The sequence below is a fragment of the Duganella flavida genome (genome assembly GCF_009857445.1).
GTDB classification, from domain to species: domain Bacteria; phylum Pseudomonadota; class Gammaproteobacteria; order Burkholderiales; family Burkholderiaceae_D; genus Rugamonas; species Rugamonas flavida.
Window position 1 is genome coordinate 199,453 of the sequence record NZ_WWCN01000005.1, and the last position, 14,746, is coordinate 214,198.

Consider the following 14,746-nt stretch of genomic DNA (forward strand, 5'->3'; position numbering starts at 1 on the left):
TTGAAGGAACGAACATGGCTGATGGCAAAATCGTTCAGTGTATCGGCGCGGTGGTTGACGTTGAGTTTCCACGCAACGCGATGCCCAAGGTATTTGATGCCTTGAAGATGGAAGGCTCCGAGCTGACGCTGGAAGTGCAACAACAACTGGGTGACGGCATCGTCCGTACCATTGCTCTGGGCTCGTCCGACGGTCTGCGTCGCGGCATGCAAATCCAGAACACCGGCAAACCAATCATGGTGCCAGTGGGCAAAGCGACCCTGGGTCGTATTATGGACGTGCTGGGTAACCCAATCGACGAATGCGGCCCGGTCGCTCACGACCAGATCGCTTCGATCCACCGCGCTCCTCCTGCTTACGACGAACTGTCGCCATCGCAGGACCTGCTGGAAACCGGCATCAAGGTGATTGACCTGGTGTGCCCGTTCGCTAAAGGCGGTAAAGTCGGTCTGTTCGGCGGTGCAGGTGTCGGCAAGACCGTGAACATGATGGAACTGATCAACAACATCGCTAAAGCACACTCGGGTCTGTCCGTGTTTGCTGGTGTTGGTGAGCGTACCCGTGAAGGTAACGACTTCTACCACGAAATGGCTGACGCTAAAGTCGTTGATCTGGAAAACCCAGAGAACTCGAAAGTAGCGATGGTCTACGGTCAGATGAATGAACCACCAGGTAACCGTCTGCGCGTTGCGCTGACCGGTCTGACCATGGCTGAAGCATTCCGTGATGAAGGCAAAGACGTTCTGTTCTTCGTCGACAACATCTACCGCTTCACCCTGGCCGGTACCGAAGTATCCGCACTGCTGGGCCGTATGCCTTCCGCAGTGGGTTACCAGCCTACCCTGGCCGAAGAAATGGGCCGTCTGCAAGAGCGTATTACCTCGACCAAAACCGGTTCGATCACCTCGATCCAGGCCGTGTACGTTCCAGCGGATGACTTGACCGACCCGTCGCCAGCGACCACCTTCGGTCACTTGGATTCGACCGTGGTTCTGTCGCGTGACATCGCCTCGCTGGGTATCTACCCTGCAGTGGACCCACTGGATTCGACCTCGCGTCAGCTGGATCCACTGGTGGTTGGTCAAGAACACTACGACACCGCTCGTGCTGTTCAGGGCACCCTGCAGCGCTACAAAGAACTGCGTGACATCATCGCGATTCTGGGTATGGACGAACTGGCACCGGAAGACAAACTGCTGGTAGCACGCGCACGTAAGATGCAGCGTTTCCTGTCGCAGCCATTCCACGTTGCTGAAGTGTTCACCGGCGCGCCTGGTAAATACGTGTCCCTGAAAGACACCATCAAGGGCTTCAAGATGATCGCCTCGGGCGAACTGGATCACCTGCCAGAGCAAGCGTTCTACATGGTTGGCACGATCGAAGAAGCCATCGAAAAAGCCAAGAAACTCAACTAATCAGTTGAGTTGTCCGGTCCCATCGTGAGGTGGGACCGTTCTACCCGATAGGACACACATGGCAAACACTATTCACGTTGACGTGGTTTCGGCAGAGGAGTTGATCTACTCTGGCGAAGCTGAATTCGTCGCGTTGCCGGGTGAGCAGGGCGAGCTGGGTATCTACCCGAAGCACACGCCGCTGATTACCCGCATTCGTCCGGGCGCGGTGCGCATCCAGGTTCCAGGCCAAGCTGAAGAAGAGTTCGTCTTCGTCGCAGGTGGTCTGCTGGAAGTGCAACCAGGCGCAGTGACGGTGCTGGCAGATACCGCAATTCGCGGCAAGGATCTGGACGAAGCCAAAGCAACGGCCGCCAAGAAACGTGCTGAAGAAGCGCTGGCCAACAACAGCTCCGGCATCGACTACGCGAAAGCGCAAGCCGAACTGGCAGCCGCCATCGGCCAGCTGGCAGCGATCGCCAAACTGCGTTCGGTCGCCAAGCACTAAGCAACGCTACAAGCAACACCCCAAAAAAGGCAGCCTCGGCTGCCTTTTTTTACGTCTGGACTTTGTGACAGCGGCCACAGCTGGAGAAAAAGGGCGGGCCTATAATCGGCGTCTGTTTAATCAAAAAATAACAAGATGAACCGTGCGCTGCTGACTATTTTTTCCACCGTCGTGCTGAGTGCGATTGGCATTGGGCTGACCATGCCGATTATTCCGCAGTTGATGCGCGACGTTGGCCATACCGCAGAGCTGGGTTGGCGCTTTGGTGCGTTCACCGGCTTGTATGCGCTGATGCAGTTTATTTTCTCACCGATGCTCGGCATGCTCAGTGACCGCTATGGCCGCCGTCCGATTTTGCTGCTGTCCTTGGCGGGCGCGGTGGTCGATTATATTTTCATGGCGATCGCGCCCTCGTTGTCGCTACTGTTTGTTGGCCGCGCGATTGCAGGCATTACCGGCGCCAGCATGGCGGTTACCTCGGCCTACATTGCGGACGTGACGCCCGAAGACCAGCGCTCGCGCCGCTATGGCCAGCTGGGTGCCTGCTTCGGTATCGGTTTCATTATCGGCCCAGTGCTTGGCGGTCTGTTAGGCGCGTATTGTGTAAGGGCGCCGTTCCTGGCGGCCGCCGCCATGAATGCGCTCAATCTACTGCTGACCTTATGGCTTGTGAAGGAATCGCACACTCGCAAGGATGATGCCGCGCCGGCTGAGCGTATCAGCTTCAATCCCTTGGCAAACCTGCGCTGGGCCGCCAGTTTCAAGGCGCTGCTGCCGCTGATTGGCGCCTACGTGGTGCTGGTGTTGGTGGGCGAAATCGGCGGCACGATCTGGGTGCTGTACGGGGAAGACAAGTTCGCCTGGGATGCGTTGACCATCGGCCTGTCGCTGGCTGGCTTCGGCGCCTTCCACGCGCTGGCGCAGGCCTTTGTCGCCGGGCCAATTGCCGAACGCTGGGGCGAGCGCGCTGCACTGCTCATCGGTATTGTTTCTGATGGTACGGCGTATGTGATCCTGGCGTTGACCACGCACGGCTGGGTGGCGTTCGCTTTGATGCCGCTGTTCTGCCTGGGTGGCATCGGTGCACCCGCCTTGCAATCGCTGGTATCCGGCCGCGTTGGCTCGGATCAGCAAGGCAAACTGCAAGGCGTACTGGCCAGCACGGCTAGCCTGGCATCGGTGATTGGACCGGTGGGCATCAGCACCATCTACTTCGCTTCGCGTGGCAGCTTCCCCGGCCTGGTCTGGCTGATCGGCGCCAGCCTGTATCTGCTGTGCCTGCCGGTGTTGATAGGAAAACCTACACCGGCTGTGAGCGTTTAACTCTCTTTGCAACTGCGGCGGTAGTCGGCCGGTGGCTTGCCGATGAGTTTTTCAAAGTCGGTGGTGAAGTGGGCCTGGTCGTAGTAGCCGAGTTGTTGGGCCAGCGCGGCGAGGTCGATCGGGCTGCCTTTGGCCAGCAGATCGGCAGCGTCCAGTAGGCGGTTGCGGCGGATCACCCACTTGGGACTGGCGCCGATGTAGTCCTTGAATAGCAGCTGCAGGCGGCGCACGCTGAGGTCCACATGCTCGGCCAGCTCCTGTACCTGCGTAATTTCGCGATGGTGCTGGATCGCTTCCAGTATCGACGCGATGCGCGCGGTTTCGGGATCGACTGCGGGTAGGGCGGTGCGCAGGACGGCGCTGGCGGCGGCGACCATGCCGGCGTCGTCCGGCGCATCCAGCACGCTGCGTTCGGCGGCCGCGTCATCGCATTCAAACACGGCCGATAGTTGTAGCTCGCGGTCGGTGATCGATTGCACCTCGGCCTTCAGGAAACCGCGAAACGCGCCCGGACGGAAGCTGGCGCCCAGCACGCGGCCGGTGCCGCGCAGCGTGTATTCAAAGCCGCCCGTCATCACGCCGAACACGGCGGTGCGGCCCTCATCGAAGACCACATGGATGGCATGCCGGGGCAGGGTGCGCTGTACGTGTGTCACGCCGTCCGGCAACGACCACGCCACCAGCCAGAAGTGTTCAACGAACGGCGCCAGATCCTCAGCAGGCAGGTAGCGCTCCAGCCGGAAGACCTTTTCCCCAGCCATTGGATTGACCACACCGCGGGTCGGACGAGGTACACTTTGAAGCGTTGTCATCATGCGTTCGCGTTTTTACAAGACCGTCATCTTAGCAAGAGTTATCGTGCGTTTTTCACCCATCTCCAGGAGAAATTCATGGCGCCGCAACTGACCTTGTACCACTGCCCGCACTCCCGCTCCACCGGCGTGCTGACCTTGCTGGAAGAACTGCACGCTCCTTACGAGCTGCATGTAATGAACATGAAAAAAGGCGAGAACCGCGCTGCGGATTACCTCGCCGTCAACCCGATGGGCAAGGTGCCCGCCATTCGCCACGGCGATGCAGTGGTCACCGAGCAAGTGGCCATCTACCTCTATCTCGCCGACTTGTTCCCGAACGCGAAACTGGCGCCGCCGCTGGGCGATCCACAGCGCGGCCCCTACCTGCGCTGGATGGCGTTCTACGGCAGCTGTTTCGAGCCAGCCATGTTGGACCAGTGGATGAAGAACAAGCCGATCGACAAAACCGCCTGCCACTACGGCGACTATGACACCATGTTCAACACGTTGATCGAGCAGTTGTCCAAGGGCCCGTACCTGCTGGGCGAGCAGTTCACCGCGCTGGATGTGTTGTGGAGCACGGCGTTTGGCTGGATGACGCTATTCGGCCTGCTGCCGAAACTGCCCGTGATCGAGCAGTACCTGGAACGCGTGCAGAGCCGGCCAGCCGCCATCGCCGCGCGCGAAAAAGATGCGGCGCTGGCTGCCGAGCAGGCGGCGGCTTAGCGCTTCTCTTCCATCACCGCCAGTAAGTGACCGTCCGGATCGCGGAAGAAGCCCATCCACAATTCGTGGTCGGGCATCTTGGCGATCAGGTGCGGCTCACTTTCAAATGCCACGCCTTTGGCTTGCAGGTCGGCGGCCACGGTCTCGATCTGCTCGACCTTGAAGTAGTGGCACACACCGGTCCCGGCCTCGATCTTGTCCTTACCGCCTTCCAGCATCAGTCGCACGCCGCCGCAGTTGAAGAACACCAGGTCGCCGTACCGGAACAGCTTGGGCAAACCCAGCGCCTCGCCGTAAAACTGTTCGGCGCGGTCGGTGCTGGTGACGGGGAGGGCGATCTGCCCGAGTGTCGACAATCCCATAATGGCTCCTTATGGCGGCCCGCGCCGTGCGGTGTGGATGTGTGTGGCTTCAGGCTGCAAGGCCTGTTTGATGAGAGCAAGCGCTAACTCCGGCTGCGCGCTGCCGCACATGAAGATGTCGGCGGCGGCGAAGCCGCATTCCGGCCAGGTGTGGATGGTGATGTGCGATTCGGCCAGCAGCACCACGCCGGTCACGCCTAGTCCTTCGCCGAAAGCGTGGAAGTGGCTGAACAGCACGCGGGCGTCAGCAGCCCGCGCGGCGTCGCGCAGCAGCAGTTCCAGCGTCGCGCAATCGCTCAATTTTTCAGCAGCGATGCCACTCAGGTCGGCCAGCACGTGGGTGCCCGATGGTGCGTGTATCGGTGCGTGAATCATTTGTGGCCTCCACCGCCTGAACCGCCGCCCCAGCTGCCGCCACCACCGCCGGTGTTGGAACTCCACGTGCTGCCGCGATAGGCACTGCCTCCCGAACCGCCGCCGCCGGCCATGCGCAGCCAGCTGCTGCCCGACGTCAGGAGCGTGACGATGATCGCGTAGATGAAAAATTTACTCATGCCTGATCGTTGTTATCCAAGAAGATCGCCGGCAAGTAGATGGCCAGCGCACCGATCGCGCTCAGGAACCAGGTGCCGGAAAAATTCGCCAGCAGCGGGATCGCGTTCAGCGCCAGCATCATCCAGATGATGTACTTGGCGGTTTTGCGATAGCGGTTGTTGGCGAACGGCTGCGATTTCGACGGCGCTTTCATGCGGCCTTTGAATGCATCGCCGAACCACGCCTTCAGCTGGTCGGCCGATACTGGCGCGGAGCGCGACCACGTCATCTCCTGCGGCGTGGTCTCGGAGGCCAGCCGTAATTGGCCGGCTTCGAATTCGCTCACCACCGTGCTGTCGCCCACCGCGACGCGCCAATTGAAGGCGCCGACTGCGTAGGTCACGCGCGCCTGGTATGTGTATAACTGCGAAAATTGGACCTTATCCACAACCACATTCGGCGCGCCTGGCGCGTACGACATCGGCCACGACGCCAGCACGTTGGCGCCGGACCAGCCGTCGTTCGTCTCCACCAGCCAGGAGAAGCCGGAGCGCGGGCCGTACATCAGGTACTCGTTCCACTGCGTGCCTTCATCGTCGGCGCGACGCATCATGCCGATGATGGTGAATTCCTGGTTGTTGATTTTGGCGGTCGCGCCTAGTTCGAGCGTCAGTGGTACGGTGGCCACGCGTTCGCCCGCAGCGACGACTTGCGCTTCCGGGCTGGCCGCATCGATCTGTGTGGCGCACGCTGGGCATACGAGATTGGCTGTTACGCCGGGCAGGTATTTGATCGGGCTACCGCAGGATGGACAATCGAGTGCATCGAGCTTGCCGCGATAACGCCCGGCTGCGCGTTGGATGGTGTCGTCGTCGCGCAGCAGCTGGCATTGCAGGCTGTCCAGCGTGACGGCGATGCCGGTGTAGATGACGGGCCGTGGCGAGTCTGAATAATCGAGCGTGATGAATTCCACACCGCGCCGGAAATCCGCCACGCGCGCCTGATAGCCATCGCCGACCTTGAACGGCAGCTCGCCTTGTCCACCGATACAATCGGCGACGCGGATTTCGGCCGCCACATAAGGCGCGCCGTTGATTGGATAGTTCTGCCCCGGTTGCAGCTGTTCGAACGACGGTAGCTGCGCATCGCCCTGATACTCCGCCGTGATGGTGTACATGCCGGACGAATCGCCCAGCCACGAAGTTTTACCGTCGTCGAAAAACAAATACCACTCGTTCCACATGCCGGCCGAATAGCGCAGCTGGATGCGGCCCACCACTGTGAACGGCCGCCCGCCAAGCACGCCGGCGGTGCCGATCTGGATCGGCGAATAGTCTTCCAGCACGGACGACATCTTGCCCAGGTCCTTGACCGCGTCCGCATCCTTGAGCACTCGCGTGCTGCAATACTCGCAGACCGCCATGACCGAGGCATGCGAGCGGAATTTGACCTCCGCGCCGCAGCTAGGGCAGGAAACGATTTGCACGCGCTTAGCCGATCAGTTTTTTCAGCAGTTCGGCCTTGGCGCTGTCGTAGTCGGCGGCCGAGATCAGGCCTTTATCGAGCAGGCCTTTGAGTTTTTCCAGACGCGCTTCGACTGAATCTTCGGCCGGTGCAGCAGCAGCCGGCGCAGGTGCCAGCGCCGCACCCATGCTCTGGCCAATCGCCTGGCCCACCGTCAAGCCGGCGCCGAGCCCCGCACCGATGCCGGCCAAACCGCCTTCATTCTGCGCTGCCAGCGGAATCGCGCTTGCTACCTGATACTTGGTGAAGCCTGCCATTTTGTCGGCGCTCAAGCCGCCTTTCATGCTGGCCGAGATGCGCTCGTCCAGCGCCGCCTGCAGTTCTTCCGGCAAGCTGACGCTGGCCACATTGAATTCATCCAGCCCGATGCCGTAGCGTGCAAATGCCGCCGTCAGGTCGCCCTTGACCTGCTGCGCCATCAAAGCCTGATTGGCCGCCATATCGAGGAAAGGCAGTTGTGAGGCACCGATCGAACTGGCCATGGTCGCCAGCAGGATGCCACGCAGCTGGTCTTCTACCTCATCGCGGGTATAGACCTCGCGCGTGCCGCTGATCTCCGAGAAGAAGGCGCGCGCATTGATCACGCGGTACGAGTACATGCCGAAGGCGCGCACGCGCACCATGTCGAAATCTTTATCGCGGATGGTGATCGGCTGCGCCGTGCCCCATTTGCGGCCGGTCTGCACGCGGGTGCTGAAAAAATAGACGTCCGATTTGAACGGCGATGCAAACAGCTTGTCCCAGTTTTTCAGGTTGGTCAGCAGCGGCAGGGTTTGCGTGGTCAGCGTGTGGGTGCCGGGGCCGAACACGTCGGCTACCTGGCCTTCATTGACGAACACCGCTACCTGCGATTCGCGCACCACCAGCTGGCCGCCGTTCTGGATCTCCTGGTCGGCCATCGGATAGCGCCATGCCAGCACGCCGTCGGTGTCCTCGTTCCATTGCAGTACATCGATAAACTGCTTCTTGATAAAGCTGCCGATACCCATGATGGTCCTCGCTTACGAAATGCAGGCGCCGTTGATAACGCCGATGGAAATAGAGATGGCGGACAGCAGGCCGCCAAACGCAGTGTTATTGGCCTCGATCTGGTCCTTCGACATATTCAGCACGCGGGTGGTGATGGCATAGGCCAGCATCTGCACCACCATCGCACCGAAGGCCCAGGCGAAAAATTCACGGTAATCAGCAGTATGAATCAGCGCCGAACCGATGGTGAAGGAAAAACCTATCAGCGCTCCGCCCAGCGATAGCGCCGCTGCCTGGTTGCCTTGGCGGATCAGCAGCACCTCGTCGAAGGGCGTCATCCACGTGTAAGCCTTGAAGAACACCGCCAGCAGCAAAGCCGCCAGCAACAGGTGAACCAGATAGTTTAGGATGGCAGGCACGGCGCACCTTCAGGTAAAGTGGCGAATTGACAATTCGTTGATAATAAAGCAAACGAGCTAAATGACCAAAAAGATTCTGATCCTGTCTGTCTTCGTGGTGGCCTCCTGCGGGCTGGCGTATGAGTTGATTGCCGGCGCGCTGTCCAGCTACCTGCTGGGCGACTCCGTGCTGCAGTTCTCCACCATTATCGGATGCTACCTGTTTGCGATGGGCGTGGGCGCGCATTTCTCAAAGTATGTGCGCGATGAGGATGTGCTGTCGCGCTTTGTCGATATCGAGCTGGCCGTGGGCTTGGTGGGTGGCCTGTCGGCGGCGGTGCTGTTCCTGACTTTCTCGTGGATGTCGGCGCCGTTTCGCACGCTGCTTTACACGATGGTGTTTTTGATCGGCGTGTTTGTCGGTATGGAGGTGCCGTTGGTGATGCGTGCGCTGAATGCGCGGCAGACGGAATTCAATGAATTGGTCAGCAAGGTGCTGACGTTTGATTATCTCGGCGCGCTGGCGGTGTCGCTGCTATTCCCGCTGGTGCTGGCGCCGTATCTTGGCCTGGTGCGCACTGGATTTTTATTCGGGATGCTGAATGTCGGCGTGGCCCTGTGGACAATCAAGGCGTTTTCCACAGAGCTGAAAAATGTCACGGGACGCATGCTGCGTGCTTGTGCGGTGCTGTGCGCTTTGGTGTTCGGTTTTGCCTTTGCCGACAAGCTGACTTACTGGGGCGAGCACGGTTTGTTCGGCGACGAGATTGTGTTTGCGACTACCACTCCGTATCAGCGCCTGGTCATCACCAAGTGGAAGGACGATACGCGCCTCTACATCAACGGCAACCTGCAATTCTCCTCGCGCGACGAGTACCGCTATCACGAGGCGCTGGTGCATCCGGTGCTGCAGCCTTTGCCTTGGGCGAAGCGGGTGCTGGTGCTGGGCGGCGGCGATGGTCTGGCGCTGCGCGAGATCCTGCGCTATCCAAATATCGAACATGTGACGCTGGTGGATCTCGATCCCGCCATGACCGGCGCCTTCACGCATCGCGAAGAACTGGTGAAGCTCAATCATGGCTCCTTCAGCGACAAGCGCGTGCAGGTGGTGAACGCCGATGCGGCGATCTGGCTGCAGCATAACGACGATATGTTCGATGCGGTGATTGTGGATTTCCCCGATCCGTCCAGCTTCGCGCTCGGCAAACTGTATTCGGTGCCGTTTTACGGCATGGTGCGTAAGCACTTGTCGGCGAATGGTTTGATGGTGGTGCAGTCGACGTCACCATTCTTTGCGCCGCATGCTTACTGGACTATCGACGCCACGTTGCGCGAAGTGGGCTTGAAGACGTATCCGTATCACGCTTACGTGCCATCGTTCGGCGAATGGGGCTTTATCCTGGCGACGCCGCAAGCACAGTACACGCCGCCCACCAGCTACCGCCTGCCGATGCGCTACCTGAACGCCGACACCACGCGCGAGATGTTCATCTTCCCGCCCGATATGAAGCCGATGGCGATGGAGCCGAATCGCCTCAACACGCAGTCGCTCGTGCATGAATTCGAGCAGGACTGGCGTCGGGTGATACGCTGATGCTGCGCCGATCCTTTCTCGTCTGGGCTGGCGCTACCGGGCTGACTGCGGCCGGCAGCGGCCTGGCGTTCCAGCGCTGGCAGGAGATCACGCCGACGCTGCATTACGTCGGCCGCGACGAAGGCCACTTCCTGCGCGACCGTCGCGCGCTGCCGCCGCCATCGCAAGTTATCCACACCGATGTCGTTATCCTCGGCTCGGGCGTGTCCGGCCTCACCGCTGCGTGGAAGCTGAAAAAACTCGGCAAAACGGATGTGCTGATGATTGACGGTCCGCAGCCTTACGGTAACGCGGCCGGCGGCGCGTTTGGCGAGTACGAGTATCCAACCGGTGCGCATTATTTGCCGCTGCCATCGCCGGAATCGACGCACGTGCGTGAAATCCTCGCGGACCTCGGCATTATTCAAAAAGATGCGATGGCCGAGAAGCCTTACTACGACGAGCGCTTTATCCTGCACGCGCCGGAAGAACGCCTGCTGTTCAACGGCCATTGGCAGGAAGGCTTTATCCCCACCGACGGCGTGCCGCAGTGGGAACGCGATGAGCACAAGCGCTTCTTCGATGAAGTCAATCGCCTGCGCCAGACGCGCGGTGCGGATGGCCGCCGCATCTTTGTGTTCCCGACCATGATGTCGTCGGAAGATCCGCTGTGGCAGGCGTTGGACCGCATCTCGCTCAAGCAGTGGATGGATCAAAACGGCTACAAGTCGCCGACGCTGCACTGGTATCTGAACTACTGCTGCCGCGACGATTACGGCACGCGCTACGACAAGGTGTCGGCATGGGCAGGTCTGCATTACTACTGCAGCCGCTGGGGGCAAGCTGCCAACGCTGGCAACGGCGCGTGGCTCACATGGCCGGGAGGCTTGCAGCCGCTGGCTTCCGGTATGGAGCGCGCGGCTGCGGTGAAGCGCATGGCCGGCACTGCGGTGTCGCTGAAAAAAACGGCAGATGGCGTGGAAGCCCTGTGCTTCAAGCTCGAAAACGGCCAGCCAAGCAGCTATCTGGTGCGCGCCCGCAAAGCCATTTGCGCCATGCCGACCTATGTGGCGGCGCGAGTGGTGGAAAACATCGGCGAATATGGTTTTGACGCCGCCAAGCACGCGCCAGAATACGCGCCGTGGATAGTGGCGAACTTTCTGCTCAAGCGCTTCCCGGAAGAGTTACCGAGCCAGCCGCTATGCTGGGATAACGTGGTGTACAGCGAACCGGGACTGGGCTTTGTGGTCTCCACCCACCAGGACATTCGTGTGCAGCCGCCGGAGAAGACGGTGTTCAGCGCCTACGTCGCGCTGTCCGACCGCAAGGCCAGCAGCGCCCGTGGCTGGATGGCGTCCGCCAAGCCGGAAGAGTTGCTGGCGCTGGCCAGCGCCGATTTAAAAACCGCTTACGGCGCGCAGTTTGCTTCGTGCGTCGAGCGTGTCGATATCACTTTGCGCGGCCATGCGATGGCCGTCCCGTGGCCCAACTTCCGCAGCAACGCCGGCATGAAGGCGTTGCGTGAAGTCGATGGACCGATCTTGTTTGCCCACGCCGATTTGTCCGGCTTCTCCGTGTTCGAGGAAGCCGCTTGGTGGGGCTACCGTGCGGCGCAGCTGGCCGCCAAATGATAGGCTGAACTCATGACACATAATGCCCGCCAGCGCTTCCGCGCTACGCCAAAACTCAAACTGCGCGACAAGGACGCTGACGATGCGGCCTTCTCCAGCCGCGCCGCCAATCCCAAACTCAGTAAGTCGCGCGGCAAGGCGCTCGATTTGCAGCGCACCGCCGCGCTGATCGACCGCATCGCCGCCTTGCAGGACAAGCTGTATGCGCAGCGCAAGCAGAAGGTGCTGCTGGTCTTGCAGGGTATGGACACCGCCGGCAAGGACGGCACGGTGCGCGCCATGTTCAACAGGATTAGTCCAATGGGCCTGCGCGCCGTACCTTTCAAGGCGCCGACCGATAACGAACTGGCGCACGATTATCTGTGGCGCGTGCACCAGCATGTGCCTATGCTGGGCGAGATCGCCATTTTCAATCGCAGCCATTACGAGGATGTGCTGATCACCCGCGTGCAAGGCTGGATCGACGACGACGAGTGCCAGCGCCGCTACGCGCAGATCCGCGATTTCGAACGCATGCTGGCGGAAACTGGCACGGTGATCGTGAAAGTGTTCCTGCACATCTCGAAGGAAGAACAGCGCGAGCGCTTGCAGGAGCGTCTCGATGATCCGGACAAGCAGTGGAAATTCAATCCGGAAGACATCAAGCAGCGCGCCAAGTGGGATGACTACCAGCGCGTTTACGAAAAGGCGATCCGCGAAACCAACGCACCGCATGCGCCCTGGTACATCGTGCCGGCCAACTCCAAGACACATCGCAACCTGGTGATCGCCAGCCTGTTGCTGGAGACTTTAGAAGGCATGGAGCTCAGTTATCCACCGCCGCATCCCGACCTGTCTTCGTTCACGGTGGAGTAAGGCCGGTCAGGCGGTCAACCATGCGCTTGACGGCGGCCATCTGGCGGCCGGATTTTTGCGCGTAGCGCGAGTCGTCGTAAGCGAACCAATCCCAGCACGCGTTGGGGTTGGCGAAGGTGGCGCTGGCCTGCGGGTACAAAATCATCATGCGGTTGAAATCGGCCCACGCGTTGTAGCCGGCGTGGCGCACGAACGCTGTGCCGATGGCGTCCGTATTTTGCAGGCAGCCGTGGAAGACCACGTGCAGCTTGCAGCCTTGTCCGCCAGTGCTGTCACAGGACGGCGGCACGTACAGATAGCCGAAATCCGCCATGCCGTGCCAGGTGGGTAAGGAGATGAATTCCGATTGGTCGAAGGCGATGAAGCGGCCATTCAAGGGGCCGCTGTTGCGCGCGGATAGCGGGCCGTAGATCCAGTTCAGCAACTCGCCGGCGGCGTCGACATTGCAGTTGTTGATGTAGGGCGTGCCGAGCGTGAGGCAGCTGTTGCCGTAGCTGTCGGTGGGCATGGCGTGTTCGGCGTTGATGGTGCGCTGGTAGGAGATGTGGCTGGCGCTGATGTAGTGGCGGTAGTAGGTTTTCAGGTCATTCATCACCGGCTGCGGCACCACGGAATCGGCGCTGCCAGAGAACATCCACACGCGATGGTTGGCCAGTGCGCTGGTGGGATCGATGGTTTGCGAGGCGGCGAACCAGTCGGTGATGGCGATCAGGTCGTTCACATGGGTGCCGCCCGCGTGTACGTGGCAGGTGAGCAGCTCGTTGGTGCAGCTGCAGCTGGTGGTGGCGGTAAGCACGCTGCCTTGCGAACAGAAATACGGGCCGCCGGCGATCACGCCCGCGCCCACCACGGTGCGCGAAAAGGCGATTTCGAACTGCACCGCCATGTAAGCGCCGGACGAGAGCCCGGATACGCTGACCTGTCCGGCACGCATCGCAGGCAATGACGCTACCTGTGCCTGTGCGGCACTGATCCAGAGCAACAGCATCCATAAAGCGCGCATGGCCGCCTCCCACCACCAAGGTAACTCTGTCATGGGGACTTTGCTTAATCTGGCTCAATCGTGCGAGGGGCACTAATTTGGACTAGAATGAATTTTCTTTCATTCTTTCCTCCCGACCACCATGTCCAAATCCATCGCCCAGCTGTGCCTCGTTTCCTCGCTGACCGTGCTGGCCAGCGCCTCCGCCTTTGCGCAAGCACCGGCCGCTGCGCCAGCCACTCCGGCTGCGGCGCCGGCTGCGGGCAGCTGCCCGGCCATCCTCAAGCAAACCTTCAAGCGTTTGCAAGACGACAGTCCACAAGACCTGTGCCAGTACTCGGGCAAGGTGATTCTGGTGGTCAACACCGCCAGCTACTGCGGCTTCACCAACCAGTACGAGGGGCTGGAAGGCCTGTACGCCAAATACGGCAGCAAGGGCCTGGTGGTGCTGGGCTTCCCGTCGAATGACTTCGGCCAGCAGGAGCCGGGCTCGAGCAAGGAAATCGCCGATTTCTGCTACAACACCTACGGTGTGAAATTCCCGATGTTTGCCAAGTCGGTGGTGTCGGGCAAAGAGCCTAACCCGCTGTTTGCCAATCTGATCAAGATTACCGGCAAAGCCCCGGCGTGGAATTTCCATAAATACCTGATCGATCGCCAAGGCAACGTAGTCACCAACTTCGGCAGCAAGACCACGCCGAACGACAAGCAACTGGTCAGCGCTGTCGAAAAAGCCCTCGGCTCCTAAGCACCTACCAGCTCGAAGCCTTCATCGAGCCAACCGGTAATCCCGCCCGGCATCACCTTGACCGGGCGGCCCAGCTGCGCCAGCCGCACGGCGGCACGGGCCGCGCCATTGCAGTGCGGTCCGGCGCAATACACCACGAACAGCGTATCGGCCGGGAATTCGGCGATCTTCGAGCCAATGATCTTGCGGTGCGCCAGGTCCAGCGCGCCCGGCACGTGGCCGGCCGCGTATTTCTCCGTGCCGCGCACATCCAGCAATACGAAATCCTGCTTGCCGCTGGTGAGCGCATCGTGCAGGTCCCAGCAATCGGTCTCAAAGCTGAAACTGGCTTCGAAATGGGCCAGGGCGGCGGCGCTGTCGGCGGCGGGGATGGCGGTGACGAGGGACATGGCGGTTCTCCTTTGGTGATGAACGAATGAGCACAT

Annotated in this window: 17 protein-coding genes; 8 read left to right on the top strand and 9 right to left on the bottom strand. The window is 60.6% G+C overall.

The features are described from left to right. Positions 1-14 precede the first annotated feature (14 nt). From atpD to tet, 3 genes are all read left to right on the top strand, one after another. Positions 15-1,415: a F0F1 ATP synthase subunit beta gene (gene atpD, locus GTP46_RS09720; RefSeq protein WP_090188654.1), complete on the top strand. Its 1,401-nt coding sequence runs from the start codon at positions 15-17 to the stop codon at positions 1,413-1,415. A 58-nt stretch (positions 1,416-1,473) separates the two neighbouring features. After that, on the top strand, positions 1,474-1,902 hold the full coding sequence (locus GTP46_RS09725; protein WP_161006427.1) for a F0F1 ATP synthase subunit epsilon: 429 nt from the start codon (positions 1,474-1,476) through the stop codon (positions 1,900-1,902). A 135-nt stretch (positions 1,903-2,037) separates the two neighbouring features. Then, positions 2,038-3,225 (top strand): Tet(A)/Tet(B)/Tet(C) family tetracycline efflux MFS transporter, encoded by a 1,188-nt coding sequence (tet, locus tag GTP46_RS09730; RefSeq protein WP_161006428.1) that lies wholly within the window; start codon positions 2,038-2,040, stop codon positions 3,223-3,225. On the opposite strand, the gene GTP46_RS09735 is transcribed toward tet, so the two are convergent. Beyond that, positions 3,222-4,040, bottom strand: coding sequence for a DUF6597 domain-containing transcriptional factor (locus GTP46_RS09735; RefSeq protein WP_308495422.1), 819 nt, complete (start codon positions 4,038-4,040; stop codon positions 3,222-3,224). The two genes, tet and GTP46_RS09735, sit on opposite strands and share 4 nt — an antisense overlap. Before the next feature lie 75 nt (positions 4,041-4,115). Between GTP46_RS09735 and GTP46_RS09740 the strand changes: the two genes are divergently transcribed. Next, positions 4,116-4,745 carry a glutathione S-transferase family protein gene (locus GTP46_RS09740; RefSeq protein WP_161006429.1) on the top strand — a complete coding sequence of 210 codons (630 nt, stop codon included), beginning with the start codon at positions 4,116-4,118 and terminating at the stop codon, positions 4,743-4,745. Here the strand turns inward: GTP46_RS09740 and GTP46_RS09745 are convergent. Genes GTP46_RS09745 through GTP46_RS09770 form a run of 6 tightly spaced genes read right to left on the bottom strand, consistent with a single transcriptional unit; the run spans position 4,742 to position 8,553 of the window. Next, the gene (locus tag GTP46_RS09745) at positions 4,742-5,107 is read right to left on the bottom strand and encodes a VOC family protein (protein ID WP_161006430.1); all 366 of its coding nucleotides are present in this window, start codon (positions 5,105-5,107) and stop codon (positions 4,742-4,744) included. The two genes, GTP46_RS09740 and GTP46_RS09745, sit on opposite strands and share 4 nt — an antisense overlap. Positions 5,108-5,116: 9 nt before the next feature. Beyond that, positions 5,117-5,482, bottom strand: coding sequence for an adenosylmethionine decarboxylase (speD, locus tag GTP46_RS09750; protein ID WP_161006431.1), 366 nt, complete (start codon positions 5,480-5,482; stop codon positions 5,117-5,119). Then, positions 5,479-5,661 (bottom strand): hypothetical protein, encoded by a 183-nt coding sequence (locus tag GTP46_RS09755; RefSeq protein WP_161006432.1) that lies wholly within the window; start codon positions 5,659-5,661, stop codon positions 5,479-5,481. The genes speD and GTP46_RS09755 overlap by 4 nt, the downstream gene beginning before the upstream one ends. Beyond that, on the bottom strand, positions 5,658-7,127 hold the full coding sequence (locus tag GTP46_RS09760; protein ID WP_161006433.1) for a DUF4178 domain-containing protein: 1,470 nt from the start codon (positions 7,125-7,127) through the stop codon (positions 5,658-5,660). The genes GTP46_RS09755 and GTP46_RS09760 overlap by 4 nt, the downstream gene beginning before the upstream one ends. A gap of 4 nt (positions 7,128-7,131) precedes the next feature. Further along, positions 7,132-8,154 (bottom strand): SPFH domain-containing protein, encoded by a 1,023-nt coding sequence (locus GTP46_RS09765; RefSeq protein WP_161006434.1) that lies wholly within the window; start codon positions 8,152-8,154, stop codon positions 7,132-7,134. 12 nt (positions 8,155-8,166) lie between these two features. Continuing rightward, on the bottom strand, positions 8,167-8,553 hold the full coding sequence (locus tag GTP46_RS09770) for a DUF350 domain-containing protein (RefSeq protein ID WP_371869611.1): 387 nt from the start codon (positions 8,551-8,553) through the stop codon (positions 8,167-8,169). A 61-nt stretch (positions 8,554-8,614) separates the two neighbouring features. Here GTP46_RS09770 and GTP46_RS09775 point away from each other — a divergent pair, with 61 nt between their 5' ends. From GTP46_RS09775 to GTP46_RS09785, 3 genes are read left to right on the top strand one after another with little or no spacing between them, the layout of a single operon-like run. After that, positions 8,615-10,126: a polyamine aminopropyltransferase gene (locus GTP46_RS09775; protein WP_161006435.1), complete on the top strand. Its 1,512-nt coding sequence runs from the start codon at positions 8,615-8,617 to the stop codon at positions 10,124-10,126. Continuing rightward, the gene (locus GTP46_RS09780; RefSeq protein ID WP_161006436.1) at positions 10,126-11,736 is read left to right on the top strand and encodes an NAD(P)-binding protein; all 1,611 of its coding nucleotides are present in this window, start codon (positions 10,126-10,128) and stop codon (positions 11,734-11,736) included. Before GTP46_RS09775 ends, GTP46_RS09780 begins: the two co-directional genes overlap by 1 nt. A gap of 12 nt (positions 11,737-11,748) precedes the next feature. Then, the gene (locus tag GTP46_RS09785; protein WP_161006437.1) at positions 11,749-12,591 is read left to right on the top strand and encodes a PPK2 family polyphosphate kinase; all 843 of its coding nucleotides are present in this window, start codon (positions 11,749-11,751) and stop codon (positions 12,589-12,591) included. Here the strand turns inward: GTP46_RS09785 and GTP46_RS09790 are convergent. Then, complete coding sequence (locus GTP46_RS09790) at positions 12,578-13,627, bottom strand: extracellular catalytic domain type 2 short-chain-length polyhydroxyalkanoate depolymerase (RefSeq protein WP_229258875.1); 1,050 nt, start codon at positions 13,625-13,627, stop codon at positions 12,578-12,580. The two genes, GTP46_RS09785 and GTP46_RS09790, sit on opposite strands and share 14 nt — an antisense overlap. An 88-nt stretch (positions 13,628-13,715) precedes the next feature. Here GTP46_RS09790 and GTP46_RS09795 point away from each other — a divergent pair, with 88 nt between their 5' ends. After that, positions 13,716-14,321: a glutathione peroxidase gene (locus GTP46_RS09795; protein ID WP_161006438.1), complete on the top strand. Its 606-nt coding sequence runs from the start codon at positions 13,716-13,718 to the stop codon at positions 14,319-14,321. On the opposite strand, the gene GTP46_RS09800 is transcribed toward GTP46_RS09795, so the two are convergent. Next, on the bottom strand, positions 14,318-14,710 hold the full coding sequence (locus GTP46_RS09800; RefSeq protein ID WP_161006439.1) for a rhodanese-like domain-containing protein: 393 nt from the start codon (positions 14,708-14,710) through the stop codon (positions 14,318-14,320). The genes GTP46_RS09795 and GTP46_RS09800 overlap by 4 nt on opposite strands. Positions 14,711-14,746 lie beyond the last annotated feature (36 nt).